The organism is Aquipseudomonas guryensis, assembly GCF_014164785.1.
Lineage (GTDB): Bacteria > Pseudomonadota > Gammaproteobacteria > Pseudomonadales > Pseudomonadaceae > Aquipseudomonas > Aquipseudomonas guryensis.
Window position 1 is genome coordinate 1 of the sequence record NZ_JACJFN010000003.1, and the last position, 25,571, is coordinate 25,571.

Genomic DNA, 25,571 nt, shown 5'->3' on the forward strand with positions numbered 1-25,571 from the left:
CTTGGAGCGTCCATTGTGTATGACGTGTATCCAGGCCCGTAGTGTGAGCCCCTAACTAGTGGTTCAAGCCGCTCGCTTCGCTCACTCGGGACCGGCTAAAGCCGGCCCCTTAACCAAACGTTAGGTATCACCCCATGCTTATCTTGCGCCGGGTCATCCTTTCAATACTGCTCGTGTCTTTTCTATTGGCTGCCGCATTCCCCGGAATTGTTTATATCATCGGCATATACAGAGTTGACGGCCGCCCAGTCCCTGCAAATCCTGAGAGCTACAGTCAGGAGGTCATTGATAAAGCATGGAGTCAATGCAACGAGAAGCTGCCTGTCACTGTTAAACCTACCAATCCATGGGCTCTAGCGAGTAAGTTTCTGTTTGGCAATCCAATGCGTACGACACCAGGAGAACGCGCCGCATGGCGAATTGCGAGCACCTATAATGCTGCTCATCGTATGGGCAACAATACTTGGTGGCACACGTCTGGCGCAGCACTAACCATCTGGGTTACTCGCCAGTGGTCTGCTCAACAAATTGCGGCAACTCTAGTGAGGGACAACTTGTGCAAGCGAAACCTAACTACTGGTTCAAGCCGCTCGCTTCGCTCACTCGGGACCGGCTAAAGCCGGCCCCTTAACCAAACGTTAGGCTCACAGAGGCAGAGGTCATAGCCGGATGCATCCAGACCTAAAATCCCTAATAAGCAAGGGGCGATCCCAAGGTTTCCTACTGAAGTCTGAAGTCCTAGAAATATTGCCTGAAGACATCACACAAGAAGAGCTTATCAATGACATATTGCTGATGATCAGCGATATGGGTATCTCTATAGTCAATGATCAAGCGAGCGCTAACAATGGACACCCAGAAGCCTAACAAATGATTCAAGCCGTTCGCTTCTCTCACTCGGGGCTGGCTAAAGCCGGCCCCTTAGCCAAACGTTAGGCGTAAAACAAATGAAATCGCCTTTTAAAGCCACTTTCTTTGCCTTTGCAGCGTGCATTTCTGCAGAAGCTATTCCCGCAAGCTAACTACCTGGAGTGGACAGCGTTCAAGAGCATGAAATTATCGGCCTTGCCACCGTGCGCATAGGGCAAGAGCTCACCCATGCAAAGTTCGGCGTTGGAAAAGTTGAAGAGATCCAACCAGAAGAAGGCATCACGGTTATAAACATAACCTTCCCTTCTGTTGGCTCAAAATGGCTTATTGCAGAGCATGCGAATTTAAAGCAGGTCACCGAGTGAGCCGCCTAACAAATGGTTCAAGTCACTCGCTTCGCTCGTTCGGGACCGCGTTCCGCGGCCCCTTAACCAAACGTTAGGCACTTCAAATGAGCCAAGGAAGACTCCCAGCTATTGCAATCCTCACTACGGCACTTTTGCCGTTGTCTCTTTTTCTTGCATCACTCTTTTTAGCCTGGAGCGCCATTACCCAGGCCACAGCTTCAAACGGCAGTCATTTCTTCCGCATCTGCTCCACAACAGGAATAGCAGAATGCACCACATTCACATGTTTGCATCTCATCGTCTTTGGCATAGTCTGTCTAATCGCAGCAGGTTTGCTAATAGCATTGGGAGTCAAGAAATTGAGGTCTACCAGTGCCTAACAATGCGCTCAAAGCGCTCACTCCGTTCGCTGGGACCGGCGAAGCCGGCCCCTTAGCTTAATCGTTAGAGGTCACAGTGAAAGTTCACGGTTATGCCAAGGAAGAGCAAGACGTTGAAAACCTAATTCCGTCTGAACTCGCTGAAATAACGCTAGTAGCATCGCCTGACGAATTGCGCCGCATCGCAAAATTTCTTGATCACTGCGCGAGCGGAATGGAATTATCTGGAAAATCTTGGTGCCACGAGCATCTATCTGACAAAGACAAAGGCTTCCTAAACTCACCCCATTTCATTGTATTCAACCCAGAGTATGAGCTGTGACCTCTAACTACTGGTTCAAGCCGTTCGCTTCGCTCACTCGGGACCGCGTTCCGCGGCCCCTTAACCAAACGTTAGGCATTTGGAGAAAAATTTGCGCCAATCTCAAGAAGCAGATTTGCCGTTCACTCCAGAATCTGCACTCCAAATGCTGGAGTGGGGAGCAAATCCCGACGCCTCACCATACTCACACAAGCAAATCGCGGAGTGGTGTGATCGTTTCTGGTGTCAGTACCTCGATATAGATGCGCCTCCAGAAATCGAGAAGCTCCTCCCAATTCTTACAGACGTCGAGACCCAGTGGGATCTTTACCTAGCCAACACGTATACATATGAACAGCTTCGGTCGGAGTCCTTCGAAAGTGAGCGGCTTCCGGTAGAGTGGTTCAAAAAATGGTTAAGTGAGGCAAATGCCTAACAATGCGCTCAAAGCGCTCACTTCGTTCGCTGGGACCGCGTTCCGCGGCCCCTTAGCTTAATCGTTAGGTGCAAAAATGAGTCCAAGCGACTTTGATGTTGAGCTAAAGGATCTTTATGAAAGGTCTGTAGGTCAGCTCATGACAGATTATTTTGATGCCTCTGCCTTTGATGCTTTCCATGAATATCTATGCCAGAAGGCAGATCTTATAAAGTCAGAGCATGTTGTCTCCAAGCAAGTACTTCACTACTTGCTTTCGGCTCAACAGGTCATCGAGAGCAGAGCTGAGTATCTACCGGCGGCAAAGCAAAATATCCAGCTCGCCGAAGAATTCGCTATGCTTTTGGGGTTAATTGCCATAGGTGAAGGCCGCAATGATAGAGCTCCTGGCGTACCAAGAGCCATCTAAGTGAGCACCTAACAATGCGCTCAACTATCGCTCACTCCGTTCGCTGGACAGTCAAAAGCTGCGCTTTTGCCTGCCCGTTAGCTTAATCGTTAGGCGCAAGGGCAATATTGGTTTTCAGCACCGAGCCAGGAAACACAATCACCGTACCGTTGCTGTGTTCCTGAATCGAATGGTCGCCTGGCAGTAGAGGCCGTTATTTGTGGCCAGCAAAGGAGTTGCTTTCAAAGAATGTGCACATCACAAATAACTTCCGGGGCCAAAACCGACACGCCGTGCACACCGTCGGTCAAGCGCAGCGCTGGCCTCACTTGCAGCGTACGGCTGGGCAATCTAACAATTGGCTCAAGTCGTTCGCTTCGCTCACTCGGGACCGGCATAGCCGGCCCCTTAGCCAAACGTTAGCCAACACAATATGAACCGTATAGCCCGCTCAATCCTACTTCCAGCCTTGCTTGTGCTTGCTTTCTGGGCCGAGCAAAAATTTATATATGAGCCATTGATTGTTCCTAAGCTCGGTATTTGGGTGGAAATTCCCGCAATGTGGTTGTTCGCCACCTTTTTGCCGGTGGCAATAATTTGTGTGCTTGCAGCTTGGAAATTACGCGGGTTTGCTGAAACTACAGTCTTCTGTCTATTAGGCGGCGCGGGCATCACTGCCTCACAATTTCTAGCTGGGTTGCTGCAGCAGCAAGGAAGCCACAAAGCCACTGAAGGTGGCATTATGCTTATCAGCATCCAGCTATTTATCGTAGTAACAATATTAGCGGCTGTTATGTGCGCCCTGAGCCTAATCCGGCTAGCTATCAACCGTGCACGTGCCGGCTAACAATGCGCTCAAAGCGCTCACTCCGTTCGCTGGGACCGGCGAAGCCGGCCCCTTAGCTTAATCGTTAGAGCACTCAAGATGAAAATCACCTGGCGCGAACTAGCAATTGATATTTCCGAGGAGTCTCCAGATGAGATCCTAAAAGAGTGGCGCTGGCTAATACCTTCTGGATTATCACTCCGCATGGTCTCAGCTCTAGGCGATGCATTTCTTGAAAATGAACTAGGCGAGATCTATTGGCTTGATACTGGCAGCGCAGAAATTTCAAAAATTGCCGCTAGTCGAGCTGAATTTGACACTCTTCGTCAAACTACAAATCACGCAGATCAATGGTTTTCCCCAATGCTCGTAGGGGACTTATTGTCATCTGGCAAGGGCCTGTCACATCGTGAGTGCTTTAGTTATAAAATTCCTCTAACGCTCGGAGGGTCGTTCTCTCCAGAAAATTTCAAGCCAACAAGCGTTGCAGTGCACTTCAACACACTTGGACAAATCCAGAAACAAGTACGCGACCTTCCAATTGGCACGAAAATCAGCTCAGTTAAACTCGGAGTGTGAGTGCTCTAACAATTGGTTCAAGTCGTTCGCTTCGCTCACTCGGGACCGGCTAAAGCCGGCCCCTTAACCAAACGTTAGATGCAGCTCATGACTAATGCACAGTGGCAAGAATTTCTAAAAACCGCGCGACGCATCCTTGGGCAAGGAGCGCCCGTCTCATGGGCAAGCAAATCTTGGTGTGCCTGGACTACGTTTCAAAGCTTGAGCTCAGACATAAATTACTGGAAAAGTGGTCTTCCAGATGAGCATGATATTTATGAGAGTTACACGGCCGACGGTGGAGTTTGGGGGCAACCGTTCCACTACGAGCAAATTGCTCACTTTATAATTCCTGCACAGTTCTATTGGGAAAAAATTGAAAACAAAGAATTTACCCATGGCCACAGACAACAAAATATAAGCGAACTATCGCAAGAATTAACCACACTTGGAATTCCTCACAGACTGACCGAGTTGGTTCTAGAGATAAAGCTTTACTAGCGAGTGGCCACATCTAACTACTGGTTCAAGTCGCTCGCTTCGCTCACTCGGGACCGGCTAAAGCCGGCCCCTTAACCAAACGTTAGCCATCATGAAAAATACTCTACTGCTAGCCCTCATTATCTCCACTGCGGCTTCTGCACAAGATGGGCAGAATTTAGGCCCGGACAAATGGCCCACCACAGTGAAAGCAACTGTCGCAGATATTCTGGCCTCCCTATCTCCCGAGGACAAAGAGATGCTGCGTAAAAACAAGAAAGATGAATTAATTATGTACCACCATGGCTGGGGAACCGGAATTCGTAACTACTATGGCTTATGGAGAGGCAACGAAAAGCTCATCGAGTCCGCATGCGGAAAAGGGTGCCATCCAGATGAAGCCTCCATGGTAATAATCAAAGCAGTCTGGTCATCCCTGCAACATGAAGGCTAACAATGCGCTCAAAGCGCTCACTTCGTTCGCTGGGACCGGCGAAGCCGGCCCCTTAGCTTAATCGTTAGAGGCCATATGGCAATCATTCGTGTATTGGCTTGGGCAAATGCAGTTGTAGCAATCGCGGTAGGCATTTATGGCCTCTACAACATTTGGTTTTCCTTTAGCCCTCCAGAGAACGACAGTCACGGTGGGCAACTAGCGTTATTCTCGGGTTTAATTCTTATCGCTTTCTCAGGGCTACTCATGCTGGCAAGCCAATCGTTCACTAGGGATTGGAAGGTGAAATGGGCACTACAATGTCTACCAATTTTTGCTGCTTTCTTTTTCGTTCTCACATGACACAGCAAGGAGTGCATATGGCCTCTAACAATGCGCTCAAAGCGCTCACTCCGTTCGCTGGGACCGCGTTCCGCGGCCCCTTAGCTTAATCGTTAGGCGCAAAGGCAAAATTGGTTATTCAGCACCGAGCCAGGAAACACAATCACCGCATCGACGCGGTGTTCCTGAATCGAATGGTCGCCTGACAGTAGAGGCCGTTATTTGTGGCCAGCAAAGGAGTTGCTTTCAAAGAATGTGCACATCACAAATAACTTCCGGGGTCAAAACCGACACGCCGTGCGTACCGTCGGTCAAGCGCAGCGCTGGCCTCACTTGCAGCGTACGGCTGGGCAATCTAACAATTGGCTCAAGTCGTTCGCTTCGCTCACTCGGGACCGGCGAAGCCGGCCCCTTAGCCAAACGTTAGAGCCTATGACAAATCCATACCAAACTCCTGAGTCAGCTTTTGAAGCCTCTCTGAAGCCAAGAAACGATTCATCTGCTGTCATCCAGTTGATCGTCGGGCTGGTTTGCGCGCTTATTGCTGCACTTGTCCCAGCGCTAGTAATTCCTCAGTTCCAACAGGTATTCAATGGCTTCGGCGCACAAGTCCCGCTGATAACTCATATTGCATTGAGCTATCACTTGTGGCTTTGGACGCTCCCTATATTTGTCATCGCCGCACGCATTTTCTGGCCAAAAACTCAGCGGCGTCCTTTAGCTTCGTGCCTAGTTGGAATTATAAGTCTTGTCATTGTTATGCCAGCCATGATTCTGGCAATGTATATGCCAATTTTTCAGTTAGGCCGAATCACCTGAGTCGCTCTAACAATTGGTTCAAGTCGTTCGCTTCGCTCACTGCGGGACCGGCTAAAGCCGGCCCCTTAACCAAACGTTAGGATCACTACGGAGTAGTCATGGAAATCGAAACTCTAGCAAAACTTCTGGCTCCAACGTTAACAGCCATATTAGTGTTTTTTATTAAGAAATACTTTGAATCCAGACCTAAACTAATAACCTACATGGTACACGCTTCCGCCATACCACTACACAATGAGGAAAATGGGAGTGTAAATACGCACAGCATTGTTGTGCGGAATTCTGGTAAAAAAACAGCTAAAAATGTAAGGATTGGTCACAACTATTTGCCACAAAGCTTTCAATTACACCCACAACTCACGCACGAAATTATCCGTGGTGACAATGGTGCTGCCGAAATTCTTATACCGACATTGGTACCTGACGAGCAGCTAAATATTTCGTATTTATATTTCCCGCCCAACACTTGGCACAATGTTCATTCATATTGCAAGTCAGACGAAATGAACGCCAAGTATGTCAATGTCGTTCCCAGCGCTCAATTAAACAAAATTCAACTATCCTTGCTCTATATTGTTTTATTTGTCGGAGCGTCCTCTATCGTATATTGGTTATTTTTCAGAGTCTGGGCATTGGTGCAATAGTGCCCCTAACAAATGGTTCAAGCCGTTCGCTTCGCTCACTCGGGACCGGCTAAAGCCAGCCCCTTAACCAAACGTTAGAGGCCAAAGCATGTTCTCCACCGAAGACTTTGGAAAAATTCAGTGGCATGACAACGCAATTCATGCCTTCCGAATTTTGGAAGGAGACGTTTGTGGTGAGCTTATCTTTGACATTGATTTCATTGCCGAATGGCTACCGCCAACCAACGAAAAATACAATTTCAAAGTCGCGCCATCGAATCTAATATTTCACGAGGTCTCGGACTTAGTAATTTCTATAAACTACGCCGAAGCAAGCGCAGCAGTTCAACCCATGGCCATCCATGAAATTCAGCAAGAGCCGATTACCTATCCCAATGGCTATTCTACTTTTCGCTGGAAAATAAACTTAAACTGGCCGCCAAATAGTTTCTTTAGCTTTTGCTCTCCTGGCTTCAATCAAAGCCAGCGTATGGAGCCAATTATTACCGAGGCACAATATCTATCCCCATCAGAGCGTGGAGTTGGCCTCTAACAATGCGCTCAACTGTCGCTCACTTCGTTCGCTGGACTCGCAAAAGCTACGCTTTTGCTCGCCCGTTAGCTTAATCGTTAGGCGGCAAAAGCAATTAAAGGATGTACGGGCATGGAAGTCTTTCATTTTGCTGTTAAGCCGTTAGCCCGCTCTAGCTCACGTGCTGATTTCCAAAAGCCAAACTCGATGATCGTACGGGCCGGACAGGCCGCATGAGTGAGCTCCCAGCAAGAACGAATCAGGTGCTTGCAAGGCCGCTGCGGGTTGGCCACAGTGCGGTATTAATCGCCTGCGTACGACTCGATGCCCGCTGCCTAACAACTGGTTCAAGTCACTCGCTTCACTCGTTCGGGACCGCGTTCCGCGGCCCCTTAACCAAACGTTATAAGGCAAGTCAATGAGAACGTGCCCTCGCTGTAGATGTGCAGGAATTTCAAATGAAAAGTTATACCTCTATGCACTAACTAGGCTCACCTGCGTTTCTTGTATCGAATGTCATGCAGTCGTTGGGTTCGAGAAACGAGAGAATTTGTTCGGAGGGTTTGCAACCTCAATATTTTCAGAGATAGTGTTCTTCTTGGTGGCACTGGCTTTATTCCTAATCACAGGCAGTGTATTTCTCGTCTTTTCTGTGCTCATCAGCCTAGCCCTTCTCAAAGCACTGATCATTTACAGAGAACCGCTAATAGAGATCCAGTAATGCCTTATAACAATGCGCTCAAAGCGCTCACTTCGTTCGCTGGGACCGGCGAAGCCGGCCCCTTAGCTTAATCGTTAGAGGCCATTGTCATGGAAGATGCTGAGCTCAAAGCACATGATGCGTGGGACTCTGGAAATGTAAGTCTCGCTTTTGAGCTCTTCTCAGAATGTGCACGCCAAGGCTCAGAGGGTTGCATGCTGGATCTCGGATACTTCTATGATGAAGGAATCGGTACTGCTATAGATAAAAAACGGGCTATGTACTGGTATAAGAAATCTTATCGCCTTGGTAGTAGCTCTGCCGCCTCGAACATAGCCATCCTCTACCGCGAACAGGGTCGTTTCGATCTCACTGCGCAATGGTTCAAGCGCGCAATCCAACTAAATGATGGTGACGCAGAGGTAGAGCTAGCAAAGCTCTTAATTTCCGGCAAAGGCGTTCGCAAATCTTTTTCTGCCGCCAAAGAACATCTTTCAAAGGCATTAATCTCAAGTAACATTACGCCAGCAGGAAAAGAGGAAGCAGAAGAGCTACTTTGCAAGGTGCAAAATGGCCTCTAACTACTGGTTCAAGTCGTTCGCTTCGCTCACTGCGGGACCGGCTAAAGCCGGCCCCTTAACCAAACGTTAGCCCTATATGAATACACCTGAAGCCCTCGACCGCGTATATCAAGCTTTCTCAACGCAAAAAAAGCCACGCACAATCTCCGCGTGCCCTTGCTGCATTGATCAAGCCCACGTCTGCACTCTTCTATCCACACCGCTCCGCAAGATCACGCCCGCACAATTGTCGAGCTACGCATCATCGGTGTTTTTAACTGCAGGTAGCGAGCCTGACTTCCGATATTTTCTGCCTCGCATTCTCGAAATATCTATCCATGATCGTGGCTGGTGGCCAGATCGCGAGATTGTCCTTCGAAGTCTTGCGTTGGCAGGCTGGAAGTCTTGGCATAAAGGCGAGCGCGAGGTCCTACAATCACTTTTCGACTCTGCATTCAATGATGTAATTAGCTGCGAAGAAGACCAAGAATACGAAATCGACTCATGGATCTGTGGTTTGGCACTTGCTGGCGTAGATGTCGCCCCATTCCTACAGAAGCTTGAAGCCCATGCAGCCACAGAGGCTCTCATTGGCTTCTTTGAACTCAATGCTGCGGATCTTCCAAAAAAGAGACTGGGAAACGCCTTTTGGTCTGACAATAAGGAAGCAGCAGCGCAAGTAGTCGAGTGGTTCGAGTCTTCGGCCATTCAGTCGATAGTTTGGAGACACTATGGCTCAACTTGAGGCGCTCTGGATACGGGCGCTTATGTGCACTGGCACAGTCAATCCATGCGCGGGGCTAACAATGCGCTCAAAGCGCTCACTTCGTTCGCTGGGACCGGCTAAAGCCGGCCCCTTAGCTTAATCGTTATATTTCAATCATGAACCGCATCGTTAGATCACTAAAAATCTTCTACCACCACTGGATGGTGGTTGGGTTTGAAAAAAACATTGAGAGAATCGCAATAAAGCATCTTCACTCGCTCACAGAATTAGGTGACGACTGGGGCATGCTTGAGCTAGGAGCAAGATTGGAGAATGGTGCCTCAATTGAAAAGAACTACAAAAAAGCATTTGAGTGCTACTCCTTCGTAGCAAGCAGGCTCAGCCCCTGTACAAAATTTGCCGAATTTAACATCGGCAATATGTACATGAACGGCCTGTACCACCCCAAATGTGAAGCCACGGCATCTCAGTGGTTCTTTAAGTCCGCTCAAAGGGGCTTTGCACCGGCTCAATACAACTACGGACTATCCCTAATCGACGGCTGGGCTGGAAGCAACAACGAGACCGAAGGAATTACGTGGCTACAAAGGGCAAGTAATAACGGGCTCAACGACGCCAGCATGGCACTGAAAAATATTTTAAAAGGCAAAAGCAATGAGGCCTTGCGCAATGAAACATAACAATGCGTTCAAAGCGCTCACTCCGTTCGCTGGGACCGGCGAAGCCGGCCCCTTAGCTTAATCGTTAAGTGCCAAAAATGAATCGTACCCGCCAAGAAAAGCTGAACATGATTACCAGGTATGTGTATCGATCCTTGGTAAAAATGTTCACACCGTATGTCTCACAAGACTTCAAGTATCTTCTGGAAGACCTAACAGAAAACGAACAGTCTTTCGGCCGAAAGATTGACCAAGCATATGAGTCGCTCCAAGAAACCTCCCGACTCGTGGAACGCCTGGAAACCGAGTTAAAGTCAAAAATGGAAAATGTCTCAAGACTAAAGGATGAGCATCAGCGCTATGCAGCATTAGCCAGTATCGAGCAAGAAAAAGCGAAGGCACTACTTACGCAACTAGACGCCTCAATAAATAAAAGCAAAGTCTCAGAACGGGTCATTGCATTCATAATCAACCTGGTTGCCGGCACAATACTTTTTATCGCTGGCCTAGTCGCAAGCCCCTACCTGAAAAAGTGGCTCGGAATTACTGTTGGCACTTAACAATGCGCTCAACTGTCGCTCACTCCGTTCGCTGGACTCGCAAAAGCTACGCTTTTGCTCGCCCGTTAGCTTAATCGTTAGGCCTAAATCAGAGAATTCAGATGCTGCTTGCACTTATTAAAGAATTTGATAACGCACCAGAAGAACTATACAAACAGCTTCCACTTCATATTGAACTTATTCGGCCCCTTGCTGCACCTGATGGATCGGATTACGTATTAGCAAAATTAGACGCAGCACTTGAATGGAAAGGCCAAGAAATTACACACATTATTATCGGCGCCAGAATTGAGGGCAGCCATGTTGGGCGTGGAATGGAAGACTTTCCTGTAAATATCGCATTAGTGATCGATAATAGTCTTTTAGATGACACCAGCCTTGACTTTACTAAAGGCGAATATGTTGCAATTGGCTTTGCTACAGACGTCACGTCAACTAAAGCCTAACAAATGGTTCAAACCGTTCGCTTCGCTCACTGGGACGGGCTAAAGCCCGCCCCTTAACCAAACGTTAGGAGAAAGGCACGTGCCTGAAAACGGTATTCGTAGCACATACTCTCAATCTCCATTTCAGATTTTTATGTGCGATGACGCTGGCGTCATATCAACAGGTAGTGCATTTTTCTATAAATATGAGGAAGAATGGTTCCTTATTACCAATTGGCATAATTTCAGTGGCCGGCACTTTTTAACGAGAGCTCCACTTAGCGACTCCTCAAGGTTCCCTACATATATTAAGGTAAAGTTATCCACCTACATTGACGGGGATAAATTCACAACTATTGCGCAACGGGTTGATATTTACAAAGATTACGAACCATGCTGGTATCAACACCCTACGTTAGGGCATAAATGTGATGTCGTTGCCCTTCCTTTAAATAGGCCGAAAAGCTGTCCAGAATTCATGCATAACGCGGCCAACTGCATCAGTAAAATAAAAATCCCTGTAAAACCTGGCTGTACAGCGTTCATTATTGGATTCCCTCATTCCTTAAGTGTTGGATTTGGTCTGCCGCTTTGGAAATCTGGTTATATTGCCTCAGAGCCACATTACGATATTGAAATAGGTGGAAGTCTTTCAGAAATTGCAGGGACTCAAGGAGGCACCAAATTGCCGGCATTCTTTATCGACTCCCTAACTAGGTCGGGAATGTCTGGCTCTCCAGTTTTCGCTGCGTACACTGGAAACTGGGACTCATCAGACCCATACAAAGAATTGAATATGGATGACCCAAATTTTTGGAGTCGAGATGACGTCTTACTCGGTGAAAATCGGATGCAATTTATCGGCTGCTACAGCGGCAGAGTTGGAAAGGAAGAGGAAGGTGCGGCATTGGGCCTCTGTTGGCGAGAAGACGTTATTCAAGAGATATGTAAATCTCGCAATATTGGCGAGCATCCACAAATAACGTCTAGTAACTCCTAACAATGCGCTCAAAGCGCTCACTTCGTTCGCTGGGACCGCGTTCCGCGGCCCCTTAGCTTAATCGTTAGAGCACTCAAACCATGAAAGCCCTAGCCCTCAACTCAATAGTATTCTTAACACTCAGCGGGCTCGTGTCTTATTTCCTTGAGGCCAGCTTTGCAATCGCCCCTGGAGTTGTGGCTGTCGCATATTTAATTGGGCTGATCGTGAGTCTTGGTTCAACACTCTGTTCCGAGTTCTGCATAAATGTAGCCATGCTTATTTCAACGATAATTATGCTGGTTATCGTAAGCCACTTCTTTCCAAGCATTACCGAGGTCGGGCTTTACAATGTGCATAAGCTCTAACAATCGGTTCAAGCCGTTCGCTTTGCTCACTCGGGACCGGCTAAAGCCGACCCCATAGCCAAACGTTAGGCCACAGAATGAGACACCACGGCGACTCCAAGCCTTTCTATACGACACACGGATACCGTCTTGTGTCGTCTGTGTTCGGGACCCTGCTAGTTGGGGGCGGTGTATATGTACTTCTCACAGCCTCTCCGATGACTGAGTCAGAACTGATCGGGGGCACCGCTCTCGCGATCCTTGGAGCTAACCATCTACTGTCGGCATGTGCAGGCAAAGAACCATGGCTTTCAAAGTTCGGGCCACTGCCGTGAACTGTCGGCAGTGGCCTAACAATTCATTTAATCCAACGCCGCTTCGCGGCGCGGCTTAACTCAAGCGTAATGCCCTTTAAGTCGAGATCGTGCAGCATGAAATTGAGCACACCCGCAGAGATGACTTCTGCTGATGCCGCCGAAGTGAACTTCCAACAGTAAGTGCCATCCGTAACAACTCAGATCCACCTGTCAAATCAGCAGCAGATACCACAGCCCTATGCGCCCTCTCCTCCCCCTCCTTCTAACTCTCGCCACCGGTATTGCCCAGGCAGATGCACCCTGCCTGTTCAACCCTGATTCCGGTAGCCACCAGAGCTGTTACCACGTGACTGCCGATGGGCGCTGTGCGCATTACGGTACGGTTTGCGCCCCGGGCGATCAGGCGTTCTACAACCCGCAAACCGGGGCCAACCACATCTGCCATCACGTTACGGCTGACGGTAAGTGCGCTCACTTCGGGGCCCCGACCGGCACATCCGGGCAGTGTATGTTCAATGCGCAGGCCAGGGCCTACCAGACCTGTTATCACGTCACCGCCAGCGGGCAATGCGCGCATTTCGGTACAGCCTGTAACTGACCCAACCCGACACGGCCAGGCCGATGACTGATCGGCTACCATGCGCACTCACTCCGCCGCATTGTCTCGCCATGTCCTACACCGTCGCTCCCATTGGTTTCGTCCGCTCCTGTTTCAAGGAGAAGTTTGCCATTCCTCGCCAACCGCAATTAGCGCCGGCGGCCCGTGGCGTGCTGGAGTTGCTGGCGCCGTTTGATCGGGCGGAAGCTATTGCTGGGCTGGAGCAGGTCAGTCATGTCTGGCTGCTGTTTCTGTTCCACCAGACCCTGGAAGACAAGCCGCGGCTCAAGGTTCGCCCACCTCGGCTCGGTGGTAATACATCCATCGGAGTATTCGCCAGCCGCGCCACACACCGCCCCAATGGCATTGGCCAGTCGGTGGTGCGACTGGACAAGGTCGAGCCTGGCCGGTTGTGGCTGTCCGGGATCGACTTGCTCGATGGCACGCCAGTGCTGGATATCAAGCCCTATGTGCCCTACGCCGACTGCGTGACCCAGGCACACAATGCGCTGGCCGATGCGGCGCCAGAGGCGATCGCCGTGGAGTGGGCAGGCGCCGCACTAGAGCAGGCGCAACAGCACGCCTTGCGTCTGGGCGAGCCACTGGTCGAGTTGATCGAGCAGTGTCTCGCGCAGGACCCACGCCCGGCTTACCAGGTGCCGGAGCCGGAGCGCCGCTATGGCGTACAGTTCTGGGATGTGCAGGTGCGCTGGCATTACCCGCAGGCGGGGCTGATCCGCTTGCTGGAAGTTGTGCCTGCCTGAACGGTGGCGTCTGTCCCGGATTGCATCCGGGCTCCGCGGGACCTTTGCTGCGGGTTGTCACCGCCCCCGGCCTCTCTCCCGAAAACAGGAAAGGGGGACTAAAACGACAAACCCGCCGAGCGGCGGGTTTGTGTATGCGGCGACTGACGCTTACTTCTCGACGAAGGCGCGTTCGATCAGGTAGTCGCCCGGCTCGCGCATACGGGCGGAGATTTTCAGGCCGAAGCTGTCGAGCACTTCGCTGGTCTCGTCGAGCATGCTCGGGCTGCCGCAGATCATGGCGCGGTCGTCCTGCGGGTTGATTGGTGGCAGACCGATGTCGGCGAACAGTTTGCCGCTGCGCATCAGGTCGGTCAGGCGGCCCTGGTTCTCGAACGGCTCGCGGGTCACGGTCGGGTAGTAGATCAGCTTGTCTTTCAGGGCATCGCCGAAGAATTCGTTCTTCGGCAGGTGCTCGGTGATGAACTCGCGGTAGGCCACTTCGTTCACGTAGCGCACGCCGTGCACAAGGATCACTTTCTCGAAGCGCTCGTAGGTTTCCGGGTCCTGGATCACGCTCATGAACGGCGCCAGGCCGGTACCGGTGCTGAGCAGGTACAGGTGCTTACCGGGGTTGAGGTCGTCGAGTACCAGCGTGCCAGTGGGCTTCTTGCTGATGATGATCTCGTCGCCTTCCTTGAGGTGCTGCAGCTGCGAGGTCAGCGGGCCGTCCGGCACCTTGATGCTGAAGAACTCCAGGTGCTCCTCCCAGTTCGGGCTGGCGATGGAGTAGGCACGCATCAGCGGGCGGCCATTGGGCTGCTGCAGGCCGATCATGACGAACTGGCCGTTTTCGAAGCGCAGACCCGGATCACGGGTACATTTGAAGCTGAACAGGGTGTCGTTCCAGTGGTGCACACTGACTACGCGCTCGACGTTCAGGTTGCTCATGTGTTTCTCCAAGACTGGCGCTATCAGGTCGGCAGGATGCTGCCAGGGCTGGCAGTGATTGCGCACAATTCTAGAGGGGGCCACAATATCTGTGAAATGGATTATTAAGATATAAGTTATAGGTTATATAGATATGCGATTTACGTTGCGTCAGCTGCAAGTGTTCGTCGCCGTCGCCAAACAGGAAAGCGTCTCCCGGGCCGCGCAGTCATTGGCCCTGTCGCAATCGGCGGCGAGCACCTCGCTGAGCGAGCTGGAGCGGCAATCCGATTGCCAGCTGTTCGACCGGGCAGGCAAGCGACTGATCCTAAACGCCCTTGGCCAGCAACTGTTGCCGCAGGCGGTGGCCCTGCTCGACCAGGCTCGCGAGATCGAGCAGTTGCTCAACGGCAAGAGCGGCTTCGGCTCGCTGGAGGTGGGCGCCACGCTGACTGTGGGCAACTACCTGGCCACCCTGCTGATCGGTAGTTTCATGCAGCGCCATCCGGAATGCCGGGTGAAGTTGCAAGTGCACAACACTGCCCATGTCGTGCAACAGGTTGCCCACTATGAGCTTGATCTGGGGTTGATCGAAGGCGACTGCCAGCACACGGATATCGAGGTGCAACCCTGGGTGGAAGACGAGCTGGTGGTGTTCTGCGCGCCGCAGCATCCGTTCGCCCGCAGTGGCCAGGCCAGCCTGGAAGAACTAACGCGCGAAGCCTGGGTGTTGCGCGAACAGGGTTCCGGGACGCGCCTGACCTTTGACCAGGCCATGCGCCATCACCCCACGCCGCTGAACATTCGCCTGGAACTGGAGCATACCGAGGCGATCAAGCGCGCGGTGGAATCGGGGCTGGGCATCAGCTGCATCTCGCGCCTGGCCCTGCGCGACGCCTTCCGGCGTGGCAGCCTGGTGGCCGTGGAAACCCCGCAACTGGATCTGACCCGGCAGTTCTACTTCATCTGGCACAAGCAGAAGTACCAAACGGCGGCCATGCGTGAATTTCTCGAGCTGTGTCGTGAGCTCACGGCCGGCATCAGCCGCAGCGATAAGATCATCCTGCCACCGATTGCCTGAGACGTGCCGGCTGCATGCTCAGGAAACCTGCGGACTGCACCCGTGTAACAGGGACAGGCGCCAGGGTGGCGAAGGTCAATCAGTAGAAAAGGCGTTCAGGCCTCAGGCAGAGGCCTGCAAGGGACGAAAGCTGAAGTAGTGACGCAGCGCGTCGACCATCTCCACATAGTCGGCGGGCGGCGCCACCAGGGAAAAGCCGGAGTCGTAGCTGCCTGGCGTGATGTCCTCGCGACTCCACTGGCAGGTGGCATAAAAGTCGATGTTATGGATGTGGCCATCGCGGCCCGGAATTTTCAGGCGCATATCAAAACGCGCGTTGACCAGCATCGGCAGCTGGCTGATCAGCATCAGGCCGTCCAGGGAAACGTTGCCGATATAGCCCATGGGCTTGTCGGTAATACGGTTGAACACCTTGAGGTAGTAAGGCAACTGATGGCGTTCAATGCTGCGCGGAATATGCATGATGGCCAATCGCTATGGATGGATTCCTGAGTATGGCCGCAGCCCAAGACTCTCGCCAGGCTCAGCTGCAGCGTTCGGCGATCTGAGTCGACAGGCGGCTACGCGCGGCCTCCATTTCCTTGTCGCTGTAGTACACCCGGTTGCCGGCGGCATCCATGCTGTAGAAGCGCCCGCTCTGCTGAATTTGCGCCTGGTTATGGCGCAGCTGGCGGCACTCCTCGGCTCGCTTGGCCTGGGCGGCTGCAGCCTGCTGGTCGTCCCTGGCCTGCTCCGCGCGACGTGCCTCGTAGAACTGTTCGGTGCGCTGCTCGCGCTGGCGGGTGGCGTCATCACGCTCTACCACCTGCGGCTTCACTTCCACCGTTTGCGCATCGCTCGCCCCTGGGCGCTCGCCAAAATGCACGCGGCCCTGGGCATCGGTCCAACGGTAGATTTCCGCTGATGCCAGCGCGGGCAACAGCAGGACACAGCACAGCAGTCGAAGCATCGTTCACTCCTTCGAAAACCAGAGCTTAACCCTGGTCGAAACTCCCTATAAACCGGCCGACCAGCGGCTTCAGAGCGCCGCAGGCGAAGCCTTGGCCGGCTCCAGCTGGCGATGGTGCCCCAGTTGCTCGAGGGTTTCCAGACGCGCCCGCGCCCGATAGGCGTATTCGCTGGTCGGGTACTGGTTGATGATGAACTGATAGGTCTGCGCCGCATCGACGAACAGGTTCTGCCGCTCCAGGCACTGGCCACGCAGCAGGGAGATTTCCGGCTGGACATAGCGCCGCGCCCGGCTGGTGCGCTCGGCGCGCGAGAGGTCGAGCAGGGCCTCTTCGCAGTTGCCTTGGTCGTAATTGCGATAGGCATCGTTGAGGTGATTGTCGAGTGCCATCCGGCTGCACCCGGCCAGACTGGCCAGGGCGAAAAACATGATCAGGGTACGCATGGTGTTGTCCTCCATTGCGCAGTGTATCGACTGCTGTGGCGGTTTCTGCAGAGGCCGATGCCTGGCAGCAAGTTATCCACCGTTTTCAAGGTAGTGCATCGGAACAATGACTACAGTGTTTTGCCGTAGTAGCCTCGCGCCACGCCTTGTAAATGGAGTCCCTGCATGACCTTGCGTCGCACCAAAATCGTCGCCACCCTCGGCCCGGCCAGCAACTCGCCGGAAATGCTTGAGCAGTTGATCCTCGCCGGCATCGACGTGGCCCGTCTGAATTTCTCCCACGGCTCGCCCGAAGACCACAAGGCCCGCGCCCAACTGGTGCGCGACCTGGCCGCCAAGCACGGCCGCCATGTAGCCCTGCTCGGTGACCTGCAAGGCCCGAAGATCCGCATCGCCAAGTTCGCAGGCAAGCGCATCGAACTCAAGGAAGGCGACCTGTTCCGCCTGTCCTCCAGCCACTCGCGCACTGAGGGCACTCAGGAGGTGGTCGGCATCGACTACCCGGCGCTGATCCAGGACTGCAACGTCGGCGACGAACTGCTGCTGGATGACGGCCGCGTAGTCATGCAGGTCGAACTCAAGGGCGCCGACGAACTGCACTGCCGCGTCACCATCGGCGGCCCGCTGTCCGACAACAAGGGCATCAACCGTCGTGGCGGCGGCCTGACCGCGCCGGCACTGACCGAGAAGGACATGGCCGACATCAAGCTGGCCGCCGAGATGGAGCTGGACTACCTGGCCGTGTCCTTCCCCCGTGATGCCGCCGACATGCAGCTGGCCCGCCGTCTGCGCGACGAAGCCGGCAGCACCGCCTGGCTGGTGGCGAAGATCGAGCGTGCCGAAGCGGTGGCCGACGACGAAACCCTCGATGGCCTGATCCGCGCCAGTGACGCAGTGATGGTGGCGCGCGGCGACCTTGGTGTGGAAGTTGGCGATGCCGAGCTGGTCGGTATCCAGAAGAAGATCATTGCCCACGCCCGCCGTCTGAACAAAGCGGTGATCACCGCCACGCAGATGATGGAGTCGATGATCCACAGCCCGATGCCGACCCGCGCGGAAGTCTCCGACGTAGCCAACGCCGCGCTGGACTACACCGACGCGGTGATGCTCTCGGCCGAGAGCGCCGCCGGCGAATACCCGCTGGAAGCGGTGCAAGCCATGGCCCGTGTGTGCCTGGGCGCGGAGAAACATCCGACCAGCCAGAAATCCAGTCACCGCATCGGCCGCACCTTCGAGCGCTGCGACGAGAGCGTGGCCCTGGCGACCATGTACACCGCCAACCACTTCCCCGGCGTGAAGGCGATCATCAGCCTGACCGAGAGCGGCTACAGCCCGCTGATCATGTCGCGCATTCGCTCGTCGATCCCGATCTTCGCCTTCACCCCGCACCGCGAAGCCCAGGCCCGGGTGGCGCTGTTCCGTGGCGTCTATACCGTGCCGTTCGACCCGACTGCCATGCCGGCCAACAAGGTCAGCCAGGCGGCGGTGGACGAGCTGCTCAAGCTCGGCGTGGTCGAGCCAGGTGACTGGGTAATCCTGACCAAGGGCGACAGCTACCACGGCACCGGCGGCACCAACACCATGAAGATCCTGCATGTCGGCGATCCGATGGTGTAATGCCGCGTGTAATGCAAAAGGCCGCTCACTGAGCGGCCTTTTCATTGGCGCTGCCGGCCCTATTTCTGGCTGTAGCTCTGGATCAGGTTGGCGTAGGCCGGCAGGTGGCCGCCGAGGATGCCGCCGAAGCCTTCGATGTCGTTGCGCCAGTCGCGGTGCAGCTCGCAGCCGACGCTGAACCAGTTGAGCAACTGCGCACCGGCATGGGCCATGCGGGTCAATGCCGCATCACGTACCGAGGTATTGAAGGTGCCGGATGCGTCGGTGACCACAAACACCTCATAGCCCTCCTGCAGCGCCGACAGGGTCGGAAAGGCCACGCAAACATCGGTCACCACACCGGCAATGATCAGTTGCTTGCGCCCGGTGGCCTTGATCGCATTGACGAAGTCCTCGTTGTCCCAGGCGTTGATCTGGCCAGGTCGGGCGATATAGGGCGCATCCGGGAACATGGCCTTGAGCTCCGGCACTATCGGGCCGTTCGGGCCTTGCTCGAAGCTGGTGGTGAGGATGGTCGGCAGTTTGAAGAACTTGGCAATGTCGGCCAGGGCCAGCACGTTGTTCTTGAACTCGTCCGGGCTGTAGTCGCGCACCAGGGACAACAGACCGGCCTGGTGGTCGACCAGCAGCACAACGGCGTCATCCTTGTTCAGTCGCTTGTAAATAAAGGACATGGTTGAACCTCCCTTGGGGTTGCGGCGGATTGGGCATCGAATGGATGGACTTTCAGCCTAGCCGCTGGCGATAACCCTGACGTCCCGGCAAATGAACAAATAGCTTTTCGATAAATCCGAACAGTCCGCCTCCATAGGAAGGCTATTCTTGGCCAATCTCATACTCGGGGCGGACGCCATGAAACTGGACTTGCAGGCAATCGAAACCTTTCTGCGCGTGGTGGAACTGGGTGGCGTGAGCCGTGCTGCCGAGGCACTGGCACTGTCCAAATCGGTGGTAAGCAAGCGCCTCAGCGATCTGGAACAGCAGCTGGGGGCCAAGCTACTGCACCGCTCCACACGCAAGGTAGGGCCGACCGAGAACGGCCTGCGCTTCTACCAGCAGGCCAAGGGCGCCTTGCGCGACCTGCACGAGGCGGCCGAAGCCGCGACCTTCAACGACAGCGGGCTGCGTGGACGTCTGCAGATGCTGGCGCCAATGAGCTTTGGCACGCTCTGGCTGGCACCGCTGCTCGCCGAATTCATGTGCCTGCACCGGGAACTGGAAGTCACCCTGCATCTCGACGACCGTATCAGCGACTTCGAGCGTGAAGGCTACGACCTGTGCGTGCGTATTTCCCACATCGGCGACAGCGCACTGATCGCCCGCAAGCTGGCCAGCAGCAACCGCGTACTCTGCTGCAGCCCTGACTATGCCGCCCGGCATGGAGTGCCGGAACAGATCGAGGAACTCCTGGCGCACGACTGCATCGGCTACAGCAACGTCAGCTCCGGGCAGTTCTGGTCATTCGAGACCTGCGACGCCGCAGGTGATCTGCTGAGCATTGCGCCGCGCGGGCGGTTCGCCAGCAATAACGGCGAAGTGATGTGTGCAATGGCACTTGCAGGCCAGGGTCTTGCGCTACTGCCGAGCTTCATCGTGCACCGCCACCTGCGCGATGGCTCGCTGATCGAGGTACTGCCGCAGGCTCGTGCCCAAGCCTACGCGGTCTACGCCCTGTACCCGCGATCCAGCCGGGCCTCGCGCAAGGTACTGGCCCTATGTGACTTTCTGCAGCAACGCCTGGCCAACCCGCCCTGGGAAAACGCCTGAGGTCTCAGAACCTGTTCACGATCTTTTGGACTAGAGCCAGGCAAGGCAAAAACAGGCGAGGAAGCGGAGTTTACGAGTTGTAAATGAGCATTCCGAGCCTGTTTTTAACGCAGCATGGCCGACGGACAGGAGATCGTGAACAGGCTCTCAGGCGAACTTGGAGAAGTCCGGCTTGCGCCGCTGCATGAAGGCCGACAGCGCTTCGAGGGCTTCCGGCGAACGCAAACGCTGGCCGAACAGCGCACCCTCCTCCTCGATCACCTGGCGCAGCTCGGCACGCCCCGGCGCGCGCATCAGGCGCTTGCTGTCAGCCACAGCCGAAGGTGCCAATTCGAGGAAGCGCAGAGCCATCTCGCGGGCCTTGGCCAGCACCTCGGCGCCGCCTTCCAGCGCCGCATTGGCGATACCCCACTGCGCTGCCTGCTCGCCGGTGAAGCTCTCGCCGAGCAGCAGCAGTTCGGAGGCGCGGGCCTGACCGAGCAGGCGCGGCAGGATCAGGCTGGAGCCGAACTCCGGGCACAGGCCGAGGTTGACGAAGGGCATCTTCAACTTGGCGGTACGGCTGACATAGACCAGATCGCAATGCAGCAGCAGGGTGGTACCGATGCCCACCGCCGGGCCGTTGACCGCGGCGATCACCGGTTTGCTGAAGTCGAACAGCGCGCGCATGAACTGGAATACCGGACTGTCCATGCCGGTGGGCGGGGCCTGGAGGAAATCCGCCACGTCGTTGCCGCTGGTGAAGCATTCGCTGCCGCCGGTGATCAGTACCGCGCGCACGCTGCGGTCTTCGTTGGCAGCATCCAGCTGGTCGGCCAGCTGGCTGTACATGGCGCGGGTCAGGGCATTCATCTTGTCCGCGCGGTTCAGGCGCAGGGTCAGCAGGCCGCCTTCGCGCTCGACCAGTACATGCTCGCTCATCACAACTCCTTGCAGATTCGGGGCGCCCCGAACGCAAGCAGCTTATGCGCGGGGCAGAAAGACGTCGGCCAGCACCTGGTTACGCGGCACGCCGGCCAGGTACAGGCGGCGCGCGAAACTTTCCACGCTGGCGGGAGAGCCGCAGAGTAAGGCGCGGGTTTGCCGGGAAACAAGCTTCAGTTCCGCCAAAACCGCTGTCAGCTCGGTCGCCGTCAGCAGCTCGACCTGCAGTTGCGGGTGCGTAGCGGCCAATGCCCGCAAGGCTTCGCCCAGGTAATGCTCAGAACTGTCGTGGGCCACATGCAGTACGCGGATCGGCCCCTCGTGCTGCTGGCGCAAGGCCTCGCGCAGGATGCCCCAGAGCGGCGCCAGGCCAGTGCCGGCCGCCAGCAGCCAGAGCGGATGGCTGTGCCAGTCCGGGTCATAGTGCAAGGCGCCGCCGCGCAGCTCACCCAGGCGCAACACATCACCGGGGCGGAACTGCCGCGCCGCATCGCTGAATGCGCCCGGCTGGCGGCAATCCAGATGGAACTCCAACCAGGCATCCTCGCCCGGCAGGCTGGCCAGTGAATAAGGTCGCGCCAGCGCTGCGTCAGCCCAGAGCACCAGATGCTGGCCGGCGCTGTAGCGCAGGTTTTTTTCCGGCTGCAAGCGCAGGCGCAGCACGCTCGGGCTCAGCCAGTCGCTGGCCACTACCTTGGCCGGCAGGCCGTCGCGGGCCGGGTCGAACAGCTCCAGGATCAGCTCATCGACGACCCGGCACTGGCAGGCCAGGCGCCAGCCCTCGGCCAGGCGCTCGGGGCTCAGGGCCTGCGGCGCGGCGTTCTCCACCTCGCCGCGTACGCAGCGCACCAGGCAGGCATGGCAACTACCGGCACGGCAGCTATAGGGCACGCGCAAGCCTGCAGCGTTGAGTGCGTCGAGCAGGTTGCTAGCGTTGGGCACCGACCAGGACTGGCCGGCCACATGAAGTTCAGGCACCCGCGCCCTCCCAGGCCGCATCGCAGCGATTACGTCCGCCACGCTTGGCCCGGTACAAGGCCTGGTCGGCCCGTTGCAGGGCCACATCGAGGTCATCACCTTCGCTGAGCAGGGTCATCCCGGCGGACAGGCTCAGGCTGGCGACCTGTACGCCCAGCGGCTCGGCCGCGGCAAAGGCTTCGCGCAAGCGCTCGCAGCAAGTGGTCAGACGATCGGCGTCGGCGTTGGGCAGGAGCAGGACAAACTCCTCGCCACCGTAACGTGCCAGCACATCACCATCACGCACACAGGCCCGCGCCACTGCGGCAAAGGTCTGTAGCACACGATCGCCGGCGGCATGGCCGTGTACATCGTTGATCCGCTTGAAGTAGTCGAGATCGATCAGGGCCAGGCCGTGCTGGCGTCCCGGGCCGAGGTTCTCCAGCTCACGCAGGGCAAGGCGCAGGAAGTGGCGGCGGTTGAACAGGCCGGTCAGCTCGTCGGTGGCCACCAGGTCTTCAAGCTGACGCATCATGCCGCGCAGGGTGTCCTGGTGCGCCTGCAGGGCGAAGCTGCGCTGGCGCATGCGCTGGCGCAAACCCTGGATGTAACTGGCAAACAGGCTTTGCCAGGCGAGCGCGAGGAACAAGGCGCAGCACTGCAGCAACGCCAGCCCCGGATCGGCCAGGCGCATCTGATAGCCTTCCCACAGATTGAGGCTGGAGAAAGCGAAAAAGGCAAAGAAGGCGCAGCGCACGAAGACCCTAGGCTGCAGCTGGAAAATGCCGAACAGCAGGATGATCAGGTAGAACATCAACAGGCTGCCACGGGCGCTGTCGAAGCTGGCCAACACAAAGGTATGCAGGGCCAGGGCGACCAGGATTTGCGCTTCCGTCAGGCTGGGATCGCGAAAGCGCAGGTTGTAGCCCGTACGGAACAGCAGCAGGAAGCTCAGCTGGGAAACCATCACCAGCCCACTGCAGAACAGTGCCCAGGATATCTGGCCACTGAACAGGTCGCTGAATACAGCCAGCCACAGCAACGCCAGAGCCAGCCCGTGGGTGGCCGCGGCCATGCCGAAACGCTTCAGCAGCAGACTTTGCAAGGTTCGTTTGGCTACCCGGTGAGTCATTGTGCTCTGGGCTCCGTCCCGTACTGGCACCTGGCCTCACTCTACCCCTGCGGGCACAAAAAACCTAGGGTCATGGCACTGTGTCCGGCGCCTGAAAAATGGCGTCCATACGACCAGGGTCGACTGCCGGCGACTGTGCCGCAGCCCTCTACCGCGCTATACTTCGGCGCCTTTTTTGATGCAGTGCGCCGGGTCGTGGTCCGGCGCTTCCCTACCGATGTTCCCGTACTAGAGGAGCGCTTGCATGACCGTGATCAAGCAGGATGACCTGATTCAGAGCGTCGCCGACGCCCTGCAGTTCATCTCCTACTACCACCCCGTCGACTTCATCCAGGCCATGCATGAGGCCTACCTGAAGGAAGAGTCGCCGGCCGCGCGCGACTCCATGGCGCAGATCCTGATCAACTCGCGCATGTGCGCCACTGGCCACCGGCCGATCTGCCAGGACACCGGTATCGTCACCGTGTTCGTCCGCGTCGGCATGGACGTACGCTGGGATGGCGCGACCATGAGCGTCGACGACATGATCAACGAGGGCGTACGCCGCGCCTACAACCTGCCGGAAAACGTCCTGCGCGCCTCGATCCTGGCCGACCCAGCCGGTGCCCGCAAGAACACCAAGGACAACACCCCGGCCGTGATCCACTACTCCATCGTCCCTGGCGACCAGGTGGAAGTGGACGTCGCAGCCAAAGGCGGCGGCTCCGAGAACAAGTCGAAGATGGCCATGCTCAACCCGTCCGACTCGATCGTCGACTGGGTGCTCAAGACCGTCCCGGAAATGGGCGCCGGCTGGTGCCCGCCGGGCATGCTCGGCATCGGCATCGGCGGCACCGCCGAGAAGGCCGCAGTGATGGCCAAGGAAGTGCTGATGGAGTCCATCGACATCCATGAGCTGAAAGCCCGCGGCCCGCAGAACAAGATCGAGGAAATGCGCCTCGAGCTGTTCGACAAGGTCAACCAGCTGGGCATCGGTGCCCAGGGCCTCGGCGGCCTGACCACCGTGCTCGACGTGAAGATCATGGACTACCCGACCCACGCCGCCTCCCTGCCGGTGTGCATGATCCCCAACTGCGCCGCCACCCGTCACGCCCACTTCGTGCTCGACGGTTCCGGCCCAGCCGAACTGGAAGCGCCGCCCCTCGACGCCTACCCGGAAATCGTCTGGGAAGCCGGCCCGAGCGCGCGCCGCGTCAATCTGGACACCATCACTCCGGAAGAAGTGCAGAGCTGGAAACCGGGCGAGACCGTGCTGCTCAACGGCAAGATGCTCACCGGCCGCGACGCCGCGCACAAGCGCATGGTCGACATGCTGAACAAGGGCGAAGAACTGCCGGTGGACCTTAAAGGTCGCTTCATCTATTACGTCGGCCCGGTCGATCCGGTCGGTGACGAAGTAGTCGGCCCAGCCGGCCCGACCACCGCCACGCGGATGGACAAGTTCACCCGGCAGATCCTCGAAAGCACCGGCCTGCTGGGCATGATCGGCAAGTCCGAGCGCGGCCCGATCGCCATCGACGCGATCAAGGACAACAAGGCCGTGTACCTGATGGCCGTCGGCGGCGCCGCCTACCTGGTCGCCCAGGCGATCAAGAAGTCCAAGGTGCTGGCCTTCGCCGAGCTGGGTATGGAAGCCATCTACGAGTTCGAAGTGAAGGACATGCCGGTAACCGTGGCGGTCGATACCAAAGGCGAGTCGGTGCACATCACCGGCCCGGCGATCTGGCAGAAGAAGATCCACGACAGCCTGGCGGTGGAAATCAAGTAACACCGCGCAGCAGTGACGAAGCCCGGCCCAGTGCCGGGCTTTTTCATGGGCA

The 25,571-nt window shown here is 55.8% G+C and carries 30 protein-coding genes; 22 read left to right on the forward strand and 8 right to left on the reverse strand.

The window, feature by feature from the left end:
- The first annotated feature begins 669 nt into the window (after positions 1–669).
- The 18 genes from H3H45_RS20415 to tsaA all read left to right on the forward strand — a co-directional run bounded on the left by H3H45_RS20415 (position 670) and on the right by tsaA (position 13,971).
- Positions 670–867 (forward strand): RNA polymerase sigma factor region1.1 domain-containing protein, encoded by a 198-nt coding sequence (locus H3H45_RS20415; protein WP_182833917.1) that lies wholly within the window; start codon positions 670–672, stop codon positions 865–867.
- Between the two features lie 164 nt (positions 868–1,031).
- Positions 1,032–1,235, forward strand: a complete 204-nt coding sequence (locus H3H45_RS11650) for a hypothetical protein (protein ID WP_182833918.1) — start codon at positions 1,032–1,034, stop codon at positions 1,233–1,235.
- A 438-nt stretch (positions 1,236–1,673) separates the two neighbouring features.
- Positions 1,674–1,919: an Imm32 family immunity protein gene (locus H3H45_RS11655; RefSeq protein ID WP_182833919.1), complete on the forward strand. Its 246-nt coding sequence runs from the start codon at positions 1,674–1,676 to the stop codon at positions 1,917–1,919.
- A 491-nt stretch (positions 1,920–2,410) separates the two neighbouring features.
- Complete coding sequence (locus H3H45_RS11660; protein ID WP_182833920.1) at positions 2,411–2,743, forward strand: hypothetical protein; 333 nt, start codon at positions 2,411–2,413, stop codon at positions 2,741–2,743.
- Between the two features lie 412 nt (positions 2,744–3,155).
- Positions 3,156–3,569, forward strand: coding sequence for a hypothetical protein (locus H3H45_RS11665; RefSeq protein WP_182833921.1), 414 nt, complete (start codon positions 3,156–3,158; stop codon positions 3,567–3,569).
- 78 nt (positions 3,570–3,647) lie between these two features.
- Positions 3,648–4,127, forward strand: a complete 480-nt coding sequence (locus tag H3H45_RS11670; protein WP_182833922.1) for a T6SS immunity protein Tdi1 domain-containing protein — start codon at positions 3,648–3,650, stop codon at positions 4,125–4,127.
- A gap of 87 nt (positions 4,128–4,214) precedes the next feature.
- A complete protein-coding gene (locus tag H3H45_RS11675) occupies positions 4,215–4,607 on the forward strand; it encodes a hypothetical protein (RefSeq protein ID WP_220494266.1) in 393 nt (130 codons plus the stop codon).
- A gap of 91 nt (positions 4,608–4,698) precedes the next feature.
- Positions 4,699–5,040, forward strand: coding sequence for a DUF6794 domain-containing protein (locus H3H45_RS11680; protein WP_182833924.1), 342 nt, complete (start codon positions 4,699–4,701; stop codon positions 5,038–5,040).
- Between the two features lie 1,238 nt (positions 5,041–6,278).
- Positions 6,279–6,824, forward strand: coding sequence for a hypothetical protein (locus tag H3H45_RS11685; protein WP_182833925.1), 546 nt, complete (start codon positions 6,279–6,281; stop codon positions 6,822–6,824).
- A gap of 88 nt (positions 6,825–6,912) precedes the next feature.
- Positions 6,913–7,356: a hypothetical protein gene (locus tag H3H45_RS11690; RefSeq protein ID WP_182833926.1), complete on the forward strand. Its 444-nt coding sequence runs from the start codon at positions 6,913–6,915 to the stop codon at positions 7,354–7,356.
- Positions 7,357–8,145: 789 nt separating this feature from the next.
- Positions 8,146–8,616 (forward strand): tetratricopeptide repeat protein, encoded by a 471-nt coding sequence (locus H3H45_RS11695; RefSeq protein WP_182833927.1) that lies wholly within the window; start codon positions 8,146–8,148, stop codon positions 8,614–8,616.
- Positions 8,617–8,692: 76 nt separating this feature from the next.
- Positions 8,693–9,340, forward strand: a complete 648-nt coding sequence (locus H3H45_RS11700) for a hypothetical protein (RefSeq protein ID WP_182833928.1) — start codon at positions 8,693–8,695, stop codon at positions 9,338–9,340.
- A 137-nt stretch (positions 9,341–9,477) separates the two neighbouring features.
- Complete coding sequence (locus H3H45_RS11705) at positions 9,478–10,002, forward strand: tetratricopeptide repeat protein (protein WP_182833929.1); 525 nt, start codon at positions 9,478–9,480, stop codon at positions 10,000–10,002.
- A 77-nt stretch (positions 10,003–10,079) separates the two neighbouring features.
- Positions 10,080–10,541, forward strand: a complete 462-nt coding sequence (locus H3H45_RS11710) for a hypothetical protein (protein ID WP_182833930.1) — start codon at positions 10,080–10,082, stop codon at positions 10,539–10,541.
- Between the two features lie 101 nt (positions 10,542–10,642).
- Positions 10,643–10,987: a hypothetical protein gene (locus tag H3H45_RS11715; RefSeq protein ID WP_182833931.1), complete on the forward strand. Its 345-nt coding sequence runs from the start codon at positions 10,643–10,645 to the stop codon at positions 10,985–10,987.
- A gap of 79 nt (positions 10,988–11,066) precedes the next feature.
- The gene (locus H3H45_RS11720; RefSeq protein WP_182833932.1) at positions 11,067–11,966 is read left to right on the forward strand and encodes a serine protease family protein; all 900 of its coding nucleotides are present in this window, start codon (positions 11,067–11,069) and stop codon (positions 11,964–11,966) included.
- Between the two features lie 80 nt (positions 11,967–12,046).
- The gene (locus tag H3H45_RS11725; protein WP_182833933.1) at positions 12,047–12,313 is read left to right on the forward strand and encodes a hypothetical protein; all 267 of its coding nucleotides are present in this window, start codon (positions 12,047–12,049) and stop codon (positions 12,311–12,313) included.
- A 965-nt stretch (positions 12,314–13,278) separates the two neighbouring features.
- Entirely contained in the window at positions 13,279–13,971 is a 693-nt protein-coding gene (tsaA, locus tag H3H45_RS11730) for a tRNA (N6-threonylcarbamoyladenosine(37)-N6)-methyltransferase TrmO (RefSeq protein WP_182833934.1), read from the forward strand.
- A gap of 150 nt (positions 13,972–14,121) precedes the next feature.
- On the opposite strand, the gene fpr is transcribed toward tsaA, so the two are convergent.
- Positions 14,122–14,901, reverse strand: a complete 780-nt coding sequence (gene fpr, locus H3H45_RS11735; protein ID WP_182833935.1) for a ferredoxin-NADP reductase — start codon at positions 14,899–14,901, stop codon at positions 14,122–14,124.
- Positions 14,902–15,034: 133 nt separating this feature from the next.
- Between fpr and H3H45_RS11740 the strand changes: the two genes are divergently transcribed.
- On the forward strand, positions 15,035–15,961 hold the full coding sequence (locus tag H3H45_RS11740; RefSeq protein ID WP_182833936.1) for a LysR family transcriptional regulator: 927 nt from the start codon (positions 15,035–15,037) through the stop codon (positions 15,959–15,961).
- A gap of 102 nt (positions 15,962–16,063) precedes the next feature.
- Here H3H45_RS11740 and H3H45_RS11745 read toward each other — a convergent pair whose 3' ends face one another.
- The 3 genes from H3H45_RS11745 to H3H45_RS11755 form a co-directional block, all read right to left on the reverse strand.
- The gene (locus H3H45_RS11745) at positions 16,064–16,423 is read right to left on the reverse strand and encodes a PilZ domain-containing protein (RefSeq protein WP_182833937.1); all 360 of its coding nucleotides are present in this window, start codon (positions 16,421–16,423) and stop codon (positions 16,064–16,066) included.
- Between the two features lie 61 nt (positions 16,424–16,484).
- Positions 16,485–16,910 carry a DUF4124 domain-containing protein gene (locus H3H45_RS11750; protein WP_182833938.1) on the reverse strand — a complete coding sequence of 142 codons (426 nt, stop codon included), beginning with the start codon at positions 16,908–16,910 and terminating at the stop codon, positions 16,485–16,487.
- A 69-nt stretch (positions 16,911–16,979) separates the two neighbouring features.
- The gene (locus H3H45_RS11755) at positions 16,980–17,354 is read right to left on the reverse strand and encodes a tetratricopeptide repeat protein (RefSeq protein WP_182833939.1); all 375 of its coding nucleotides are present in this window, start codon (positions 17,352–17,354) and stop codon (positions 16,980–16,982) included.
- Between the two features lie 165 nt (positions 17,355–17,519).
- Between H3H45_RS11755 and pyk the strand changes: the two genes are divergently transcribed.
- The gene (gene pyk / locus H3H45_RS11760; RefSeq protein WP_182833940.1) at positions 17,520–18,971 is read left to right on the forward strand and encodes a pyruvate kinase; all 1,452 of its coding nucleotides are present in this window, start codon (positions 17,520–17,522) and stop codon (positions 18,969–18,971) included.
- 59 nt (positions 18,972–19,030) lie between these two features.
- Here the strand turns inward: pyk and ycaC are convergent, their stop codons facing one another.
- Positions 19,031–19,645, reverse strand: a complete 615-nt coding sequence (gene ycaC / locus H3H45_RS11765; RefSeq protein WP_182833941.1) for an isochorismate family cysteine hydrolase YcaC — start codon at positions 19,643–19,645, stop codon at positions 19,031–19,033.
- A 178-nt stretch (positions 19,646–19,823) separates the two neighbouring features.
- Here ycaC and H3H45_RS11770 point away from each other — a divergent pair, with 178 nt between their 5' ends.
- Positions 19,824–20,738, forward strand: a complete 915-nt coding sequence (locus tag H3H45_RS11770; protein WP_182833942.1) for a LysR family transcriptional regulator — start codon at positions 19,824–19,826, stop codon at positions 20,736–20,738.
- Positions 20,739–20,885: 147 nt separating this feature from the next.
- On the opposite strand, the gene H3H45_RS11775 is transcribed toward H3H45_RS11770, so the two are convergent.
- Genes H3H45_RS11775 through H3H45_RS11785 form a run of 3 tightly spaced genes read right to left on the reverse strand, consistent with a single transcriptional unit; the run spans position 20,886 to position 23,751 of the window.
- Positions 20,886–21,659, reverse strand: coding sequence for an enoyl-CoA hydratase (locus H3H45_RS11775; protein WP_182833943.1), 774 nt, complete (start codon positions 21,657–21,659; stop codon positions 20,886–20,888).
- Between the two features lie 42 nt (positions 21,660–21,701).
- Complete coding sequence (locus H3H45_RS11780; protein WP_182833944.1) at positions 21,702–22,640, reverse strand: iron-sulfur-binding ferredoxin reductase; 939 nt, start codon at positions 22,638–22,640, stop codon at positions 21,702–21,704.
- The gene (locus tag H3H45_RS11785) at positions 22,633–23,751 is read right to left on the reverse strand and encodes a GGDEF domain-containing protein (RefSeq protein ID WP_235983683.1); all 1,119 of its coding nucleotides are present in this window, start codon (positions 23,749–23,751) and stop codon (positions 22,633–22,635) included. Before H3H45_RS11785 ends, H3H45_RS11780 begins: the two co-directional genes overlap by 8 nt.
- A 244-nt stretch (positions 23,752–23,995) precedes the next feature.
- Here H3H45_RS11785 and H3H45_RS11790 point away from each other — a divergent pair, with 244 nt between their 5' ends.
- Positions 23,996–25,519: a fumarate hydratase gene (locus H3H45_RS11790; RefSeq protein WP_182833945.1), complete on the forward strand. Its 1,524-nt coding sequence runs from the start codon at positions 23,996–23,998 to the stop codon at positions 25,517–25,519.
- The last annotated feature ends 52 nt before the right edge of the window (positions 25,520–25,571 follow it).